Here is an 18,177-nt window from a genome sequence, read left to right on the forward strand (position 1 = left end):
CAAAGCCAGCGATTGCCTTATCCTTATCAAGCAATTGTCGTCTTATGGGCCGGACTTCCGGCCCTTATCACTTTCTGGCTCTTAGCAATCAATAGTGTAAACAATGAAAAACGCAACGTTCTATCTTCTCGAACACGACAGCAAAAGCGGTGAGCTCAGCGCCCATGAGGCACTGGCATGCGATCTGGCGGCAGAACGTTGGCGAGCAGGAAAGCGCGTGCTGATTGCCTGCGAAGACGAGCAGCAGGCCATTAGGCTGGACGAAGCATTATGGCAGCGCGATCCCAATGCGTTCGTCCCGCATAATCTGGCAGGCGAAGGGCCGCGTCACGGCGCGCCAGTCGAACTGGCATGGCCACAGCGGCGTGGTAATGCACCACGCGACCTGCTAATCAGCCTATTGCCGCAGTTCGCAGATTTTGCCACCGCTTTCCATGAAGTGATAGACTTTGTCCCTTACGAAGAATCCCTGAAACAGTTGGCGCGCGACCGCTATAAAACCTATCGCAGCGTCGGCTTCCAATTGACCACGGCTACGCCGCCAACTCACTGAATTTTGAGCACAATGGAAACGAAATATAACCCGCAAGATATCGAGCAGCCGCTCTACGAACACTGGGAAAAGCAAGGCTACTTCAAGCCGCACGGCGACACGAGTAAAGAAAGCTTCAGCATCATGATCCCGCCGCCCAACGTTACTGGCAGCTTGCATATGGGTCATGCTTTCCAGCAAACCATTATGGATACGTTGATCCGCTATCAGCGTATGCAGGGCAAAAATACCCTGTGGCAGGCGGGCACCGACCACGCCGGTATCGCCACGCAGATGGTGGTTGAGCGTAAGATCGCCGCAGAAGAAGGTAAAACTCGCCACGATTATGGCCGCGAGGCGTTTATCGACAAAATCTGGCAGTGGAAAGGCGAATCCGGTGGCAACATCACCAATCAGATGCGTCGTCTGGGCAACTCCGTTGACTGGGAGCGCGAGCGCTTCACCATGGATGAAGGCCTGTCCAACGCGGTGAAAGAAGTTTTCGTCCGTTTGTATAAAGAAGACCTGATTTACCGCGGCAAACGTCTGGTGAACTGGGATCCGAAACTGCGCACCGCAATTTCAGATCTGGAAGTAGAAAACCGTGAAGTAAAAGGGTCCATGTGGCACCTGCGTTATCCGCTGGCTGATGGCGTCAAAACCGCCGAAGGGAAAGACTATCTAGTCGTTGCCACTACCCGCCCGGAAACCATGCTGGGTGATACTGGCGTTGCCGTTAACCCGGAAGATCCGCGTTATAAAGATCTGATCGGCAAGGACGTGATCCTGCCGCTGATTGGCCGTCGTATTCCAATCGTTGGTGACGAACATGCCGACATGGAAAAAGGCACCGGCTGCGTGAAGATCACGCCAGCCCACGACTTCAACGACTACGAAGTCGGTAAACGCCACCAGTTAACGATGGTAAACATTCTGACGTTCGATGGTGATATCCGCCAGAGTGCTGAAATTTTTGATACCAATGGCGAAGCCAGCACAGCTTACAGCAGCGAAATCCCAGAAGCCTTCCAGGGTCTGGAGCGTTTTGCCGCGCGTAAAGCGCTCGTCGCCGCATTCGATGAACTCGGCCTGCTGGAAGAGATCAAAGCGCACGATCTGACCGTTCCTTACGGCGACCGTGGTGGCGTCGTCATTGAACCTATGCTGACCGATCAGTGGTACGTGCGTGCTGCCGTGCTGGCTAAACCTGCGGTGGAAGCTGTGGAAGATGGCCGCATCCAGTTCGTGCCAAAACAGTATGAAAACATGTACTTCAGTTGGATGCGTGACATCCAGGACTGGTGTATCTCCCGTCAGCTATGGTGGGGTCACCGCATCCCAGCCTGGTACGATGCCAATGGCAACGTCTACGTCGGTCGTACCGAAGCGGAAGTACGCAGTGAAAACAACCTCGCTGATGATGTCGTTCTGAATCAGGACGAGGACGTGCTGGACACCTGGTTCTCATCCGGCCTGTGGACGTTCTCTACGTTAGGTTGGCCAGAACAAACACCCGATCTGAAAGCGTTCCACCCAAGCAGTGTGATGGTGAGCGGCTTCGACATCATCTTCTTCTGGATTGCCCGCATGATCATGCTAACCATGCACTTCATCAAAGATGAAGACGGCAAACCGCAGGTGCCATTCCACACCGTCTACATGACTGGCCTGATCCGTGATGAAGAAGGTCAGAAGATGTCCAAATCCAAAGGGAACGTGATCGACCCGCTGGATATGGTAGACGGCATCTCGCTGGAGGCATTGCTGGAGAAACGTACCGGCAACATGATGCAGCCGCAACTGGCAGAAAAAATCCGCAAGCGCACCGAGAAGCAATTCCCGAACGGCATCGAGCCCCACGGTACAGATGCCCTACGCTTCACGCTGGCGGCGCTAGCCTCAACGGGTCGCGACATCAACTGGGATATGAAGCGTCTGGAGGGTTACCGCAACTTCTGTAACAAGCTGTGGAACGCTAGCCGCTTTGTGCTGATGAACACCGAAGATCAGGATTGCGGTTTTGGTGCAGGTGAAAAAGTGCTGTCGCTGGCTGACCGTTGGATTCTGGCGGAATTCAACCGTACGGTGAAAGCCTACCGCGATGCACTGGACGGTTATCGCTTTGATATTGCGGCCAACATTCTGTACGAGTTCACCTGGAACCAGTTCTGCGACTGGTATCTGGAGCTGACGAAACCCGTGATGAACGGTGGTTCAGAAGCGGAGCTACGCGGTACGCGCCACACGCTGGTTACCGTACTAGAAGCGTTGCTGCGTCTGGCACATCCGATTATTCCGTTCATTACCGAAACCATCTGGCTACGCGTTAAAGCGCTGAAAGGCATTAGCGCCGACACGATCATGTTGCAGCCATTCCCTGAATTCGATGCCGCGCAGGAAGATACGCTGGCACTGAACGATCTGGAGTGGATCAAGCAGGCCATCATCGCTGTGCGTAACATCCGTGCGGAAATGAACATCGCACCGGGCAAACCGCTGGACGTCTTGCTGCGTGATGCCACTGCTGAATCACAGCGTCGTGTGGAAGAGAACCGTAGCTTTATTCAAACGCTGGCGCGTCTGGAAAGCATTACGCTGCTGCCAGCGGGTGATAAAGGCCCGGTTTCCGTCACTAAGCTTATCGATGGCGCCGAGCTGTTGATCCCAATGGCAGGCCTGATCGACAAAGCAGCAGAGCTGGATCGTCTGGCGAAAGAAGTGGCAAAACTCGAAGCAGAGATTGAGCGCATCGCGAGCAAGCTGTCTAACGAAGGCTTTGTGGCACGAGCACCGGAAGCGGTCGTTGCCAAAGAGCGTGAGAAGATGGACGGCTACGCTGTAGCGAAAACCAAACTGCTGGAGCAGCAAGCAGTCATCGCGGCGCTGTAACGCTAACCGATTCTCTAGCAAGAGTATGATCAGTACAAAAGCCTCGTTGCAAAACGGGGCTTTTTATTTTATTCGCTTCACACAATACATGGAGGGAGTAACACAGTGGACAACACGAATCATGCTGAGGTCAGCAAGTTTCTTAGCTACGTCTTACGTCACAAGCCCGAAGCCATTGGATTAACGCTGAGCAGCGACGGCTGGGCAAGTATGGCTGAACTGATCAGCGGCGCGGCAAAAGAGGGACGCCTTCTTACCAGAGAAGTGATTCAGTCTGTCGTTGATAACAGTGATAAAAAGCGTTTTTCTATTTCGCCGGATGGTTTGTCGATCCGCGCTGCGCAGGGGCACTCGTCATCGCAGGTCGATATGTGTTACGAGCCTAAAGTTCCGCCCGCATTTCTTTACCACGGCACAGCAACTCGTTTTGTCGACTCGATAAACCAGCAGGGTTTGCTTTCCGGTTCACGTCAGTACGTGCACTTATCTGCCGATCCAGCAACAGCGATAAGCGTTGGGCAACGGCATGGCAAGCCCGTGGTATTAAAAATAAAAGCGCGGGACATGCATCAACAGGGGATTATTTTTTATCAGGCGGATAACGGCGTCTGGCTAACGCTAGCGGTTCCCGTGCCGTTTATCGATTTTACGTCATGTATTCATTGATGAATGCGTGCATGAGTCGCCTGTCTTCGCTGCCCAAATAGCCTCGGCGAAAACAGGCGCTGGAGATCAATTAATGATTAGCGGGAATCGGCCAGTGCAATATTCTGACGCAAACCGGGCAGCACGTTGCCCATTTCCATATTTTCTCTTGCGATCTGGAAACGGGAAACGGACTGTTGCAGGTTGATAACCTGTTCCTGAAGCGCATTCGCTGAAGTCGCCACTTCTGATACCAGTGACGCATTCTGCTGAGTCACACCATCCATCTGATTGATGGCGATATTAATCTGCGAAATACCGCGACTCTGTTCGCTGGAAGCCAGCGTGATCTCATCCATGATATCGACCACTTTTTTCACATCCATCAGCACTTCGTCCATGGTGTTACCAGCGACTTCAACCAGCCCCGCACCCTTTTCAATACGGCCGAGAGAATCATCAATCATGGTGCCGATCTCTTTTGCTGCCGTCGCACTGCGCGCAGCCAGCATCCGTACTTCGGAGGCAACGACCGCAAAGCCTTTACCGTATTGGCCCGCACGCGCAGATTCCACCGCAGCATTCAGCGCCAGCAGGTTCGTCTGGAAGGCAATGCCGTCGATCACTCCAACAATGTCGGAGATCTTGGCAGAACTCATCTTAATAGAACGCATGGTATCAACCACTTCGGAGACAACATTCCCGCCGCGAGATGCTGAGTCAGAAGCCTTCTGCGCCAACTGATTAGCCTTACGTGTGTTGTCTTCGTTATTTTTCACCGTCGACATGATCTGTTCCATGCTTGAAGCGGTTTCATCCAACGAGGCCGCTTGCTGTTCGGTACGGCTGGAGAGATCGATATTGCCGGATGCGATTTCCTCGACACCGATGCTGATCGCATCAGTTCCGTTACGCACCACACGCACCATATTTTCCAGCCCATCACGCATGCGCTGAACCGCAGCGAACAACTGAGCAATTTCATTTTTCCCACTGCTATCAATCTGCGCGCGTAGGTCACCTTCCGCGATGCGATCAAAGACGGAAATAGCCTGATTCAAGGGTTTTACGATAAGGTTAGTCATCACAGACCAAGCCAGGGCAGCCAGCAACAACGCACAGGCAATCGCGGCGTACAGGATGGTTTCCATGAGTTCCACACGCCCATTCGAATCCGCGTAGGCTTCATCAATGCTCTTCAGCTTGAAGGCAACCAGCGCTTTAGAAGATTTATCAAACGCGGCATACAGCACTGTCGATTTTCCTGCACGCTGGCGGTATTCATCCAAATTCCCAGCGTTAAGCGCTGCAAATGCCGGATCGATAAACTCTTGCATCAGCGTATTACGCTTCTCGGCCATGTCGGAAGAAATCACTTTTTCCTCTTCAGACTGTGGATATTTCAGGTATTCCTGCCATTTCTCGCTGGCACCATCGACCTTGCCTCTGGCACGTCCCAGTGCGACTTTAGCGGCCTCGACATCCCCTTTCCCCATTAATGATTCGTACAGACGTAAATCTAACCGACCACGCAACAGCAGTTCGGAGCTGTCATTCAGCGCCACCAGCCCTGGCAGTACTTCCATATCGACGCGAGCAAATGATTTATTCCCTGACTGAACGGCAATTAGCCCCAAAACGCCGACAAACAGCAGTAACGCCGCTAACGAGAACACCATCATGCTGAGTGCAGTACGGATCTTTATCTTACGAAACATAAATTATCCCTGTGGTCTGAAAATAAGAAAGTACGATCGCCAGTTCTACAGCGGAGCCGTTCAGTTATTTACGTAATGGTCGTTATATTTCAACTTTCAGACGTGTTCATTTCTACAGCCTGAAATAAATCCGTTATATACCCGTAATACTTCAAGCTGCATGTGCGTTGGCTACGCCACTCGAATTATTTGAGGCATGAATCGTAATAAAATAAAAAACGTATATAGAAGATAATGACCGACAGAAAATTGACTTTCTGTCGGTCATTAAATTTTATTTTTTATTCTGATGCTGGTTTTTGTCTAAGAAACGTTGCAGCTCATCTTTATAAAACTTCGCCGACATCATCGTGCCATGCCCGCTGGTATCTTTACTGGCGGGAATAAGAAACAATGTCGCCTGCTTAATTTTCTTAAGTTCAGTATCCAGAATGCCGGTTTCAACAGGATTTCGTTCATCATCCGCAGAGTTGATCACCAAAACGGGAGCCTTAATTTTATTCAGATCCGGCGCCGCGTTATAATTTGCAGACGAGCCCCAGAGATAAATAAAATCATTGGCATCGCTGGTTGAAGGAGCCGCGAGACGATCTTCTACCAGTTTGTCCGCCTGAGCACGCGTCGGTGCTTTACTCTGATACGCTAACGTACCGCCAGTAGTAGCAATGCTAAACATAATGTTGGCTGTTTTTAGCGTTGGCGGCTGCTGCGTATAATCACCGTTATTCCACACCGGATCGTTCTTGATTGATTCAATCAAGATGCGGCGCATCATCCAGTTACGTCCAGACAGTTCATTCGGCAGCGACGCCATTGGCACCAGTGCATCCATCATGTCCGGGTATTTTTCACCCCAGAGCCAGGTTTGCATGCCGCCCATGGAATATCCCATGACCAGATTCAGGTGGTTAATGCCCAGCCCTTCTTTAACCAAGCGATATTGTGCCTGCACCATATCGTTATAATCGTACTGTGGGAATTTCATCCGTAAGCCGTCTGACGGTTTGGACGATTTCCCAGAACCAATGCTCTCCGGCATGATGATAAAATATTTGCTGCTATCCAGTGCCTGCCCCGGCCCGAAGAGTTCTCCGCCAAAACCATTTGCTAACAGCGCTTTAATCGGCTGGTTTGTTCCATGTAGCAATAAGACAGCTGGCTTGGTTTTATCACCGATCGTGTAATAGTGAATTCGCAGATCTTTTAATTTCTCGCCACTGTTGAAGGTAAATTCTGGCGCAATCCAGTCGCCTTCTTTGGGCTCAGGGAAATTGGCCTGCGCATGCGTTAATGGTGACAGCATTAACAGAAATGCGCCCACCACCCCTGATAGAATTCGGTTAATCATAAATAACTCTTCGGCAATCATGAAGTCGTGAAGCCGCGATTTTAATGTCTATTAGGAAAAATCCCAATGAACATAAGCGGACTAATAATAAAAAGAGATTATTCTCTGAATTTTTTATTTATCGCGAGAGATTCTACAAGAAGTTTTTAATAGTATGCTATTTAACAAATTCCTACCCAAGAGCCTCACCACATTGCTCATATCCTTAATTAGAGATAGGCGTGCATAAAAACAGCAAAACGCGTTTTTTTCGCTCAAAATATCTAACAGAAAGGGTATCGTGCGCGGTGATACCGCACACGATCGACACAGGACAGGGAATTAAGTCGACGTTGAGAATCAAGAATTGAGGATTATTGCTTATTCATCTCTCTTTCAATCGTTTTGAGACGCTCATCCATATCTGGGTGCGTACTCAACCAGTCCGGTAAATCCAGCGAATCAATTTCATCCTGACTACGGTCTTTAGCGATCAAGGCCTGATACATCGTCTGCATTGACTGAAGTGAACGCCCCTGCTGCTGCATTTCTGCTATTGCCCATGCGTCGGCTTCCCTCTCCATATCACGGGAAAACTGCATTTCGTTGATAAAGGCGGCAGACTGCAACACAGTATCTCCGATTCCACTGACATCTCCCGTCATCCACATGAACGTCAGCGATACCAGCGATGAACGCACTACCATACGCATTGGGTGGCGATAGGCGTGGTGACCCATTTCATGCAGCATCACCGCGGCCAGCTCGTTGTCATTTTTCGCCAGCTTCACCAAATCGTCACTGATAATCAGTGTGCCATCCGCCAGCATGAAAGCATTCGGCCCAATAGGTGCAGCCATCATCTCCAGACGCAGCGGCGTTTTGTCTTCCCGCATGTCAGCGGGCATAACCTGTTGAAACAGCGTTTGCATCGCCTGTTGACGTTCAATCGGCAATTCGGAAGGCTTAAAATCACTGTGTCGTAACAGCGTCAGCGTATGTTGTCCCAACTGCTGTTCGATAGCGGTAGGAATGCGTAGCGCCAGTGTGGAACTCGCCCAGGGCAGTACCACATAAACGTAGTTGATAACGATTAATACGGTGGCAAATAGCGTGAGAATAACGCCACGCTTATGGCGTTCCAAACGATGGACAAATCCCGGTCGGCGTCGTGCGGAATACCACGCGCGAAAGGCGGGATCATCGGCAGGCACAAAGCGGCCACCATCAGGAAACGTCAATGTCAGAGGAATGGAGCCCAGCGCATCGGAAACAGTAACCTGCTCCAATGCAAAGGTCGTGTTCGATGACCCGGTGTTCAACACCATCATCGAACCGTTATCCGCTAAATGAAGAGAAGCGGCCACACGGGCCGCCAATCCGGGGTATTGATAATGCCCCTCAATATTCATATTCCTGCCTTATAACTTACAGGCCAACACCTAAATCGAGCGCCTGCACAGCTTCTTCGGCCAGTGCGCTGTTTGCCGCGTCTTGGTGTGCCTGAACGTGCAGCAGTGCCAGATCGCCTTCAACCGCGGTTGCATTCGCGAGATAGCGTGCATGACGAATCTCTGCCACCGGCGCAGCCCAACCCAAAGAGAAAATAGTGATCAGGCTATTGGTTATCAGCAGCCCCATGTAAGACAGCGTTTGCATGGAAGAGTGCAATTTCACATCGCCATTCAGTGAAGTCTGGCTAAACAGATAATTACGCTGCGCGACGACCAGATAGCTGCTGGAAACCAGCACGCCCAACAGCGCCACAATAATCATCATAATAAAATTAAAGGCATTGCTCAGCAGCATCATCAGTATGAGATCTTCATTGCCGCCACCCATCATAATGGTTTGAAACAGCGTGAAAAAGAACGAGCTCATGAACGACAGCGATGCGATCAGGAAAGGAACAAAAATCAGCAGGCTAACCAAGGCGAATTTAATAAATGCCGCTTTCGTCAATTCCGCTTTAAACGCAGTTTTGCCGAAGAACATATTATTCACATAGAAATCCAACTGCATCATCTTCATGATGCCATTCACCGCAGCAAACCCCGGAATAGCAATGGCTAGCGCAATGAATCCAATCAGAATTGGGCTATTGCTCTGCATACCAATCATTACCACAACAACCAGAGCAATATAAAAAGCCAGCAGCAACAGGATGGGGCAAAACAGTAATACCCAATATGCACGGCCCGTCTGACAATGGTAGTTAAAACGGATACCGCGATAGCTGGACATAATAGCGTCATAGCGCCAGCTGCGGATCACAATAACCGGAATAAGTGCCGCAAATGCCAACGCAAGAATCGTTCCCAGCGTTGGTGACATCGCCATTAAGATATAAAACAGAATAATACCGGCGATAACCAGCAAACGTCCTTTAAGGATCTGAATGGGCTGCGCGTGGTAATCAAACCGGTCGCCATTAATTTCCGTGTTACCGTAGAAATAACGGCGGCGGCGCACGGTAGCCCAGGCAGAATAAATACCCAGTGTGATGACCGTTAATAACGCATTCACCAGCCAAATTGCAAAATATTCCCCAGCCTTACCATGAAACTGCACGCGATGCTGCGTGCTATTTTCTGAAGTATTGATTGTCATAAACCTTTCATCCTAAAAGAAATAAGCCTTATAAACGCATTATCTGACACGTTATTGGCATACAAAAAGCGGCTTATTTAAACATGTCCTGTTAATGACAACAATAAAAGTTAACAGTAATTAAACAAGTTCATATACTTGTAAATTACAAGGAATAGAAAAGTCTCCGAGGAAGCCAACACCTAAGTAACGTTGATTCTGACAGGTATAGACGTTGCATCAATGTGGTCTGAAATGGTATTACAATCGGCCAGGATCATTACCCTCGTAAACCGTAAGAACAAGAGTACGTATTATGACAACCGCGACCTCCGCCAATCTTCAGGTACGCCCAATCACCGCGCAGGACGATGCCGCTATCGCTCAGGTCATCCGTCAGGTTTCTGCCGAATTTGGTTTGACAGCCGACAAAGGCTACACCGTTTCCGATCCTAATCTGGATACGCTGTTTGCCCTGTATAACCAGCCGAAAAGCGCTTATTGGATTGTTGAATATGAAGGCCGCGTGGTTGGCGGTGGCGGCATTGCCCCACTGGTCGCGGGGGAAGAAGATGTGTGTGAATTACAGAAAATGTATTTCCTACCCATCGTGCGGGGCAAAGGGCTGGCACGTCAGTTAGCGATACGGGCGCTTGATTTTGCACGCGAGCACGGCTTTCGCCGCTGCTATCTGGAAACAACCGGCCACCTGACCAGCGCGATTCGGCTGTATGAATCTCTGGGCTTCGATCCTATTCCCCACTCAATGGGCAACACGGGCCACACCGATTGTGAAGTAACGATGCTGAAAACGCTGTAACAGCAAATAAAAAAGCCGCAGGAATATCCTGCGGCATTCAGTGAAGCGTGTTCTTTGGGGAATTCACACGCTATCGCCTAAATAATTCGAGTTGCAGGCAGGTGGCGACGCAGTGACAACCCTGCCAGGGCGAGGCTCAGAAGTGAGCCGAGTATCGCCAATGTACATGCAACTTGAAGTATGACGGGGATTAATGACGTTTGCCGTCATCATCTTCATCATAAAAATCTTCATCATCCCCTTCTTCTTCGCCTTCACCATCTGGGTCTTCGAAGTAGGTACCCCAACCGTCATAATTCACACCGTGGCGTTCTGCCAGTGCCAGCAGTTGTTCTACCTGTGTGTCGATCAGTTCAGCTTTCAGCGCAACTTCACTGATAGCATCGCAACACATCAGCAACACACCATCTTCCACTTCCAGTTCTTCTGCATCCGTCACTTCATAGCCCAGCTTGAAGGCTTCTACAGCGAGTTTTTCCAACACTTCAAACTTCTCAGCAGAGAAATGGTGTTCAATGGTATAGAGCGCGTCAGGATCGCTGCCATCATCCAGCAGTTCTTCAATGATCAGGCGTGTCTCTTCCCGTTGCTCTTCCAGTAATTCGCGGTTTGCCATGCCTCAGTCCTCATTAATCGACGTAATATTACTTATTGTCCCACAGCCCTGCTGCTTGCTCCACCATAAAGTTTGATATCACCACTTGAATTTGAATAATTACACGGATAAAGTGAATTTTAATTCAACCGATGATGTTGAGCCACATGGAGAAGTACATCATGCAACCGTTCTATAAGCGTCACTTTTTAAGGTTAATGGATTTTACACCCGCAGAAATTGCCAATCTTTTAGCCCTGTCAACGAAACTCAAAGCCGATAAAAAAAACGGAACAGAAGCCCGCCGCCTGCAAGGTAAAAACATCGCACTCATCTTCGAAAAAGATTCGACTCGTACTCGCTGCTCTTTCGAAGTTGCTGCATACGATCAGGGCGCGCAAGTGACCTATCTCGGCCCAAGCGGTAGCCAAATCGGTCATAAAGAATCCATCAAAGATACCGCACGCGTACTGGGAAGAATGTACGACGGCATTCAATATCGCGGCTACGGTCAGCAAATTGTTGAAACGCTGGCGCAATATGCAGGCGTTCCGGTTTGGAACGGGCTGACAAACGAATTCCACCCCACGCAGCTGCTGGCAGATTTGCTGACGATGCAGGAGCATTTACCGGGTAAAACACTGTCAGAGATGACGCTCGTCTACGTCGGCGATGCGCGTAACAACATGGGTAATACCATGCTGGAAGCGGCAGCGCTGACCGGGCTGGATTTACGTCTTGTTGCGCCAAAAGCCTGCTGGCCGGACGCCGGGCTGGTAGCTGAGTGTCAGGCAGCGGCAAAGCAAACGGGTGGCAGCATTACGCTGACGGAAGACATCGCCTCAGGTGTTGCGGACGCAGATTTCATCTATACCGACGTCTGGGTTTCCATGGGAGAACCGAAAGAAACCTGGCAGGAGCGTATCGCGCTGCTGAAACCGTATCAGGTGAATATGGCGATGATCGCCGCAACGGGCAACCCACAGGTGAAGTTTCTGCACTGCCTGCCTGCGTTCCATGATGACCAGACAACGATGGGTCAGCAAATGGCGGAACAGTATGGCCTGCATGGCGGAATGGAAGTCACGGACGAGGTCTTTGAATCCGCGCATAGCATCGTGTTCGATCAGGCGGAAAACCGTATGCACACCATCAAAGCGGTGATGGTCGCCACGCTGGTACAGGATTAATACGCACGGCCGACCCTTCGTGCTTTTACTCAACTCCTCGGTGCATGTCCGGGGAGTTATTTTGTCTTTCCCTTATGTCCCGCTCTCCAGGTATGCTCATTCGCTCTCTAAACGCTTTGCGCCAGCGCGTCGGCGTCGTGTTAAGCCGTTGTCGAAAATGATGTCGCAGCGTTTCAGGCGAGCCAAAACCCGCTTGTTCTGCCACACGATCGATACTCAGCCTTTCGTTTTCCAGCAGCGCACAGGCCTTTTCCAGCCGCACACTCAGCATCCATTCGCCCGGCGTTGTACCCGTAGCATCGTGAAAACGGCGCAAGAACGTGCGGCGACTCATGCCAACCTGCGCAGCAAGTTGCTCAATCACCAACGGCATTTTTAGATGACTGCGCAAATCGTCGAGCAGCGGAGCGAGCGTTTTCGCCTGACGTAACGGGACAGGTTGTTGGATAAGCTGCGCTTGATTGCCTTCACGCAGTGGCGGCGTGACCATCCGGCGAGCAGTACGATTGGCGACATCAATTCCGTAATCACGCCGGATCAAATGCAGACACAGATCAACACCCGCGGCGCCCCCCGCAGACGTAATCACGCTACCTTCATCAACGTAGATCATGCCGTGCTCGACCTGCACGTTAGGAAATCTCTGCGCCAGAATGTCAGTGCTGTTCCAATGAGCAGTAGCACGTTTACCATCCAATAAACCCGCTGCGCCGAGAACAAAACTCCCTGCACAAATCGACACAATACGCGAACCGTTGCGGTGCGCCTTTTGCAGCACGGTAATGAGCCGTTCTGATGCCGTGTCGTGAACGCTACGCCAGCCAGGAATGACGATAGTTCCCGCCCCCTCGAGTAATTCCAGGCCGCCATCAACCACGAGCCGCACACCGCCTTGCGCACCAAAAGGGCCGTCTTCCACTGACGCCACACACAGGTCATACAGCGGTTCACCCAATACCTCATCGGTACGTCCGAATGCTTCGACCGCAGTTCCAAATTCAAATGTACACAGGCATTCATATGCCAACAGTACCAACCGTCGGTTTATCGGAGCAGAGGAACGGTCAGGAGGTAAAGATAGGGGGGCTATGTTCATAACAGAATTACCGCTGATTTTGGCACGATCTTGACGATACATGGCATCAGAGTGCATTTCCACCACGACATCAATCTTCCATGCTAGCCATCTCTTAACGTTTTGCAGGAATTGAGTATGAAGAACATGTTGGCACTGATGGCGGTCTGTCTGGCTGCACTCATGTCAGGGCTGGAGATTTCCAGCGTACCGGTCATTTTACCCATGCTGGAAAAAGAGATGCACGCCAGTTTCAGGGAATTACAGTGGATCATGAATGCCTACACGCTAGCCTGTACGACGGTGCTGATGGCGACTGGCACACTGGCGGATCGCTACGGCCGTAAACGTGTCTTTATCATCAGCATCATCGCGTTCGGGTTAACCTCGGTCATGTGTGGGCTAGCGGAAAGCCCGCAGTGGCTGATCGTCGGGCGCTTCCTTCAGGGATTGAGCGGTGGAGCTATGCTGACCTGTCTGATTGCCATTCTCTCGTTCCAATTTCCACAAGGAGCATCACGCAGCCGTGCTTTTGCGGCATGGGGTATTACGTTTGGATTTGGGCTGGGGTTCGGGCCGATGATCGGCGGTGTGTTGGTTGCCTGGCTAAGCTGGCAGTGGGTGTTTCTGGTACACGGTTTTATCGCCTTGCTGACGCTGATTCTGGCATGGAAAAATGTGGTGGAATCCCGTGATAGTGCGGTTAAAAAACTCGACCTCGGCGGCATTGTTACGCTATCGAGCGCGGTTATGGGCGCAACTTACCTCATCACACAGGGTGGCAGTCTGGGGTGGGACAGCCTTGTCGCACGTCTTATCCTGCTGCTCACAGTACTTAGCACAGCGTTATTTATCTGGGTGGAGAAACGCCATCCGTATCCCATGTTTGATTTTTCTGTATTTCGTATTCGCTCCTTTTCCGGGGCACTCATGGGCTCGATTGGCATGAATTTCAGCTTCTGGCCGCTGATGATTTACCTCCCCGTCTATTATCAGATCGGGCTAGGATACAGCAGCCTGGCCACCGGACTCGCGTTGCTGGCTTATACCTTACCGACTCTGCTAATGCCGCCTCTCGGCGAGAAACTGGTGGTTCGTTTTGGCGCTGCACGCGTCATTCCGATAGGGCTATTTACCATTGGTGCCGGTTTTATGCTGATGAAATTCGCCGCCGCAAACCATCTGAGTCTACTTCCGGGGGCGCTGTTGGCAGGTACTGCACTTGGGCTAATCAACACGCCAGTGACCAACACAACGACAGGCTCAGTCTCGGGCGATCGGGCAGGAATGGCATCTGGTATTGATATCAGCGCGCGGTTGATTACGCTGTCGATAAACATCGCATTGATGGGAAATTTACTGGTCGCGGGCGTGGCGGCGAGCTTGAAGGGTGTCATGTCGGAGGGTATCGATGCACTCGCAGAGCGCATTGCCGGAGGTGGAGAAGTCTCGGCACTTGCCACTGAGGTGGTATCGAGAGCGCTGACAGAAGGATTCGGCAGTATTCTGTTATACGGTGCGGGAGGTGTTTGGGTGCTGGCGCTAATGAGCCACTTCTTGTTCAATTTCAAATTCGCCGTCAGGGTGAAGCGCGAAGAATAATGTGGCAACGCTAGCCAATGCCACATCCCGTTTGGCACAAGAAATCATTGTAAAGATAAAATAAAAACTGCGCCCTGATGAATCAAAAGACGCAGTTTTTAGAAGTACATACCGTAGCGGTAAACCATCCGTTGCCATGCAATCAGATCGGTTCAGCCCTACTGGCCTTATCCTCTTCCCGGCGGTTTATCCCACCAGCGACGCGTCGATTTTCACCACAGCTTTGCGCACGTGTGCCGGTTCGCCAACGGTACACAGCGGTTTGTGCACTTCTCCTGGGAAGAAGACGACAAAATCACCTTCCTGCATCACAAACAGCTTTTCCTGTTCACCCGCAGGCAGGAAGGCAATATCTTTATCCGCCAGCCAATCAGTATCTGGCTTGCCCGCAGGCAGGTTGCTGAACGTCATCCCTTCTACACCAGACAACACAATTTGAATATCCAGATATTTGGCGTGATATTCGGCACGACGTTTTTCCAGCAGGTCCGTGCTGTCGTTGGAGATCAGCACGAATACGTTATTGCCATCGATATCATGCTTACCCAACGGCGTATCTGCCGTGATGTTTTGCTTCACGTATTCAATCGCTTCACGCAGTTTGGCGGGCAGATAAGGAACCAGATTAAGGTGGTGGACATTGCCAGTAATCATAAAAACCTCGTTGATAGAAAAAATGAAACCCTGTTTTACAATCCTTATACTCTCCAAATGTGACACCCGCCAGCGTGTTAATCTGAAACAGTGAACTGATCATCACTCTTCTCAACTGGTCTTCCCCCGTCTACAGTCATCATGCACATAGCATTCGCTCCGCAACCGATTGCGATGCGTAAAAAACCACGTTTTCTGCTTGAAATAGCCTAGTCGGCGCGTATAATTCCCGACAGTTTGCCGGGAGGGGTCATGTACCGTTACACCAAAAAATCCGCTGCTTATGTTGGTTCTCAACCACAACTGCCATCCGGCAGCCAGCTAGCGTTTTCCTTTCCGTTGCTCAATCGATCAATTAAGAAAGCCCCTCAATGAGGGGCTTTTTTTTGCCCACCGTCCGGGCCGCCAGATACAACATTTCCTGTTTACTCGTTAGGAGAAAGACAACATGGTCAATCCGCTCTATCAAAAACATATTATTTCGATTAACGATCTCAGTCGGGAAGATTTGGAACTGGCGCTGAGCGTAGCTGCCAGCCTGAAAGCCAAACCCCAGCCTGAGCTGTTAAAACACAAAGTGATTGCCAGCTGCTTCTTCGAGGCCTCCACACGGACGCGTTTATCCTTTGAAACCGCGATGCATCGTCTCGGCGCTTCCGTCGTCGGTTTCGCCGACAGCAACAACACCTCGCTGGGGAAAAAGGGCGAAACGCTTGCCGACACCATCTCCGTTATCAGCCAATATGTTGATGCCATCGTGATGCGTCATCCGCAAGAAGGCGCGTCCCGCCTTGCGACCGAGTTTTCCGGCGGTATCCCGGTACTGAACGCCGGCGACGGTGCAAACCAGCACCCGACGCAAACGCTGCTCGATCTGTTCACCATTCAGGAAACGCAGGGCCGGCTGAACAACATCAATATCGCGATGGTCGGTGATTTGAAATATGGCCGCACCGTACATTCACTCACGCAGGCGCTGGCGAAGTTCGAAGGAAACCGTTTCTACTTCATCGCTCCAGACGCGCTGGCCATGCCGGACTACATTCTGAGCATGCTGAAAGAGAAAAATATTGCTTACAGCCTGCACAACAGCATCGATGAAGTCGTCGGCGAGCTGGATATTCTGTACATGACGCGCGTTCAGAAAGAGCGTCTGGATCCGTCCGAATACATCAACATCAAATCCCAATTTGTCCTACGTGCTGCCGACCTGGACAACGCTCGCCCGAATTTGAAAGTGCTTCACCCACTGCCGCGCGTAGATGAGATCACCATTGATGTGGATGCCACGCCCTACGCCTATTATTTCCAACAGGCGGGTAACGGCATATACGCCCGTCAGGCGCTGCTGGCGCTGGTCCTGAATCGCGAACTGGTTCTGTAAGAGGAAGAAACCATCATGACACACGATAATAAATTACAGGTTGAAGCGATCAAACGTGGCACGGTGATCGACCACATCCCCGCACAGGTAGGTTTTAAGCTGCTGACGCTGTTTAAACTGACTGCAACAGACCAGCGCATCACCATCGGCCTGAACTTGCCATCCAACCACCTTGGGCGCAAAGATCTGATCAAGATCGAAAACGTGTTCCTAACAGAACAGCAAGCGAATCAGTTGGCGATTTACGCCCCTCAAGCTACCGTGAATCAGATTGATGACTATGACGTGGTACGCAAGCTGGTACCAACGCTGCCTGACCACATTACTGGCGTGCTCACCTGCCCGAATAGTAACTGTATCAGCCGCAGCGAGCCGGTTTCGTCATCATTCAGCGTTAAGCAGCGCGAGGGAGACGTTCACCTGAAGTGTAAGTACTGTGAGAAAGAGTTCGAGCGTCAGGCTGTACTGCAAGATCGCTAGTTTTCTGCCTTGCCCCGTAATCGACATTGCCTGTCGCGGGGCTTTTTTGAATAATGGCTGCGTCCGCGTTCCTTTTACGCCCCCATCAAGGAGATACCATGTCACGCACTATCAGCACTGAGCACGCCCCTGCCGCCATCGGCCCTTATGTTCAGGGCGTCGACCTTGGCAGCATGATCATCACGTCCGGCCAGATTCCGGTGAACCCGAAAAGCGGTCTGGTCGCTGACAACATCACCGCCCAGACGCGCCAGTCACTGGAAAATGTTCAGGCGATTGTCGAAGCCGCTGGCCTGAAAGTTTCCGATATCGTGAAAACGACCGTATTCGTGAAAGACCTGCACGACTTCACTCTCGTGAATACCGCGTATGAAGCGTTCTTCAACGAACACGACGCACCGTTCCCAGCTCGCTCTTGTGTTGAAGTCGCACGCCTGCCGAAAGATGTGAAGATCGAAATCGAAGCGATCGCCGTTCGTCGCTAAGCACCATCATTGATCATCCCCTTCTCAAGACGCACCATTGTGGCTGCGTCTTGCTGATTTTCAGCGCCTTTATTTTCCCTCCTCAGTGCAAACCGGCCTTGCTACGCACCAATTAGAGGAAAAAACCGGGCACTATCCTGACTGCACCACACTTTTTCGAAAATGGCGCATTTTATGCATTGTCCTATTATC

Annotated in this window: 16 protein-coding genes; 9 read left to right on the forward strand and 7 right to left on the reverse strand. The window is 51.0% G+C overall.

From position 1 onward, the window contains the following. Positions 1–103: 103 nt before the first annotated feature. From CLR69_RS13850 to CLR69_RS13860, 3 genes are all read left to right on the forward strand, one after another. Positions 104–553, forward strand: coding sequence for a DNA polymerase III subunit chi (locus CLR69_RS13850; RefSeq protein WP_005973664.1), 450 nt, complete (start codon positions 104–106; stop codon positions 551–553). A gap of 12 nt (positions 554–565) precedes the next feature. Next, complete coding sequence (locus CLR69_RS13855; RefSeq protein WP_129713480.1) at positions 566–3,421, forward strand: valine--tRNA ligase; 2,856 nt, start codon at positions 566–568, stop codon at positions 3,419–3,421. 105 nt (positions 3,422–3,526) lie between these two features. Beyond that, entirely contained in the window at positions 3,527–4,087 is a 561-nt protein-coding gene (locus CLR69_RS13860; RefSeq protein ID WP_129713481.1) for an RNA 2'-phosphotransferase, read from the forward strand. Positions 4,088–4,164: 77 nt separating this feature from the next. Here the strand turns inward: CLR69_RS13860 and CLR69_RS13865 are convergent, their stop codons facing one another. From CLR69_RS13865 to CLR69_RS13880, 4 genes are all read right to left on the reverse strand, one after another. After that, positions 4,165–5,784 (reverse strand): methyl-accepting chemotaxis protein, encoded by a 1,620-nt coding sequence (locus CLR69_RS13865; protein WP_129702614.1) that lies wholly within the window; start codon positions 5,782–5,784, stop codon positions 4,165–4,167. A 274-nt stretch (positions 5,785–6,058) separates the two neighbouring features. Next, on the reverse strand, positions 6,059–7,132 hold the full coding sequence (locus CLR69_RS13870) for an alpha/beta fold hydrolase (RefSeq protein WP_129713482.1): 1,074 nt from the start codon (positions 7,130–7,132) through the stop codon (positions 6,059–6,061). A gap of 353 nt (positions 7,133–7,485) precedes the next feature. Next, entirely contained in the window at positions 7,486–8,523 is a 1,038-nt protein-coding gene (locus CLR69_RS13875) for a M48 family metallopeptidase (RefSeq protein ID WP_129713483.1), read from the reverse strand. A 16-nt stretch (positions 8,524–8,539) separates the two neighbouring features. Further along, positions 8,540–9,721: a YjgN family protein gene (locus CLR69_RS13880; RefSeq protein ID WP_129713484.1), complete on the reverse strand. Its 1,182-nt coding sequence runs from the start codon at positions 9,719–9,721 to the stop codon at positions 8,540–8,542. Positions 9,722–10,016: 295 nt separating this feature from the next. On the opposite strand from CLR69_RS13880, the gene CLR69_RS13885 reads away from it, so the two are divergent. Further along, positions 10,017–10,520, forward strand: coding sequence for a GNAT family N-acetyltransferase (locus tag CLR69_RS13885; protein ID WP_129713485.1), 504 nt, complete (start codon positions 10,017–10,019; stop codon positions 10,518–10,520). A gap of 190 nt (positions 10,521–10,710) precedes the next feature. On the opposite strand, the gene rraB is transcribed toward CLR69_RS13885, so the two are convergent. After that, entirely contained in the window at positions 10,711–11,136 is a 426-nt protein-coding gene (gene rraB, locus CLR69_RS13890; RefSeq protein ID WP_129702609.1) for a ribonuclease E inhibitor RraB, read from the reverse strand. 161 nt (positions 11,137–11,297) lie between these two features. Between rraB and argF the strand changes: the two genes are divergently transcribed. Further along, positions 11,298–12,305 (forward strand): ornithine carbamoyltransferase, encoded by a 1,008-nt coding sequence (argF, locus tag CLR69_RS13895; protein ID WP_129713486.1) that lies wholly within the window; start codon positions 11,298–11,300, stop codon positions 12,303–12,305. A gap of 25 nt (positions 12,306–12,330) precedes the next feature. On the opposite strand, the gene CLR69_RS13900 is transcribed toward argF, so the two are convergent. Beyond that, positions 12,331–13,401, reverse strand: coding sequence for a helix-turn-helix domain-containing protein (locus CLR69_RS13900; RefSeq protein ID WP_129713487.1), 1,071 nt, complete (start codon positions 13,399–13,401; stop codon positions 12,331–12,333). A gap of 117 nt (positions 13,402–13,518) precedes the next feature. Here CLR69_RS13900 and CLR69_RS13905 point away from each other — a divergent pair, with 117 nt between their 5' ends. After that, on the forward strand, positions 13,519–14,982 hold the full coding sequence (locus tag CLR69_RS13905; protein ID WP_129713488.1) for an MFS transporter: 1,464 nt from the start codon (positions 13,519–13,521) through the stop codon (positions 14,980–14,982). Between the two features lie 186 nt (positions 14,983–15,168). Here CLR69_RS13905 and CLR69_RS13910 read toward each other — a convergent pair whose 3' ends face one another. Next, positions 15,169–15,636 (reverse strand): NanQ anomerase/TabA/YiaL family protein, encoded by a 468-nt coding sequence (locus CLR69_RS13910; RefSeq protein WP_129713489.1) that lies wholly within the window; start codon positions 15,634–15,636, stop codon positions 15,169–15,171. 448 nt (positions 15,637–16,084) lie between these two features. Here CLR69_RS13910 and pyrB point away from each other — a divergent pair, with 448 nt between their 5' ends. The 3 genes from pyrB (at position 16,085) to ridA (ending at position 17,985) form a co-directional block, all read left to right on the forward strand. Continuing rightward, complete coding sequence (gene pyrB, locus CLR69_RS13915) at positions 16,085–17,020, forward strand: aspartate carbamoyltransferase (protein WP_129702604.1); 936 nt, start codon at positions 16,085–16,087, stop codon at positions 17,018–17,020. A 15-nt stretch (positions 17,021–17,035) separates the two neighbouring features. Continuing rightward, positions 17,036–17,500 carry an aspartate carbamoyltransferase regulatory subunit gene (gene pyrI, locus CLR69_RS13920; protein WP_129702603.1) on the forward strand — a complete coding sequence of 155 codons (465 nt, stop codon included), beginning with the start codon at positions 17,036–17,038 and terminating at the stop codon, positions 17,498–17,500. A gap of 98 nt (positions 17,501–17,598) precedes the next feature. Next, complete coding sequence (gene ridA, locus CLR69_RS13925; RefSeq protein WP_012773081.1) at positions 17,599–17,985, forward strand: 2-iminobutanoate/2-iminopropanoate deaminase; 387 nt, start codon at positions 17,599–17,601, stop codon at positions 17,983–17,985. Positions 17,986–18,177: the final 192 nt, after the last annotated feature.

Source organism: Pectobacterium zantedeschiae (assembly GCF_004137795.1).
In the GTDB taxonomy this organism is placed as follows: Bacteria; Pseudomonadota; Gammaproteobacteria; order Enterobacterales; family Enterobacteriaceae; genus Pectobacterium; species Pectobacterium zantedeschiae.

Coding starts and splice junctions, on each gene's coding strand:
- CLR69_RS13850 (WP_005973664.1), top strand. CDS start 104: ATGAAAAACGCAACGTTCTATCTTCTCGAACACGACAGCAAAAGCGGT.
- CLR69_RS13855 (WP_129713480.1), top strand. CDS start 566: ATGGAAACGAAATATAACCCGCAAGATATCGAGCAGCCGCTCTACGAA.
- CLR69_RS13865 (WP_129702614.1), bottom strand. CDS start 5,784: ATGTTTCGTAAGATAAAGATCCGTACTGCACTCAGCATGATGGTGTTC.
- CLR69_RS13870 (WP_129713482.1), bottom strand. CDS start 7,132: ATGATTAACCGAATTCTATCAGGGGTGGTGGGCGCATTTCTGTTAATG.
- CLR69_RS13875 (WP_129713483.1), bottom strand. CDS start 8,523: ATGAATATTGAGGGGCATTATCAATACCCCGGATTGGCGGCCCGTGTG.
- CLR69_RS13880 (WP_129713484.1), bottom strand. CDS start 9,721: ATGACAATCAATACTTCAGAAAATAGCACGCAGCATCGCGTGCAGTTT.
- CLR69_RS13885 (WP_129713485.1), top strand. CDS start 10,017: ATGACAACCGCGACCTCCGCCAATCTTCAGGTACGCCCAATCACCGCG.
- rraB (WP_129702609.1), bottom strand. CDS start 11,136: ATGGCAAACCGCGAATTACTGGAAGAGCAACGGGAAGAGACACGCCTG.
- argF (WP_129713486.1), top strand. CDS start 11,298: ATGCAACCGTTCTATAAGCGTCACTTTTTAAGGTTAATGGATTTTACA.
- CLR69_RS13900 (WP_129713487.1), bottom strand. CDS start 13,401: ATGAACATAGCCCCCCTATCTTTACCTCCTGACCGTTCCTCTGCTCCG.
- CLR69_RS13905 (WP_129713488.1), top strand. CDS start 13,519: ATGAAGAACATGTTGGCACTGATGGCGGTCTGTCTGGCTGCACTCATG.
- CLR69_RS13910 (WP_129713489.1), bottom strand. CDS start 15,636: ATGATTACTGGCAATGTCCACCACCTTAATCTGGTTCCTTATCTGCCC.
- pyrB (WP_129702604.1), top strand. CDS start 16,085: ATGGTCAATCCGCTCTATCAAAAACATATTATTTCGATTAACGATCTC.
- pyrI (WP_129702603.1), top strand. CDS start 17,036: ATGACACACGATAATAAATTACAGGTTGAAGCGATCAAACGTGGCACG.
- ridA (WP_012773081.1), top strand. CDS start 17,599: ATGTCACGCACTATCAGCACTGAGCACGCCCCTGCCGCCATCGGCCCT.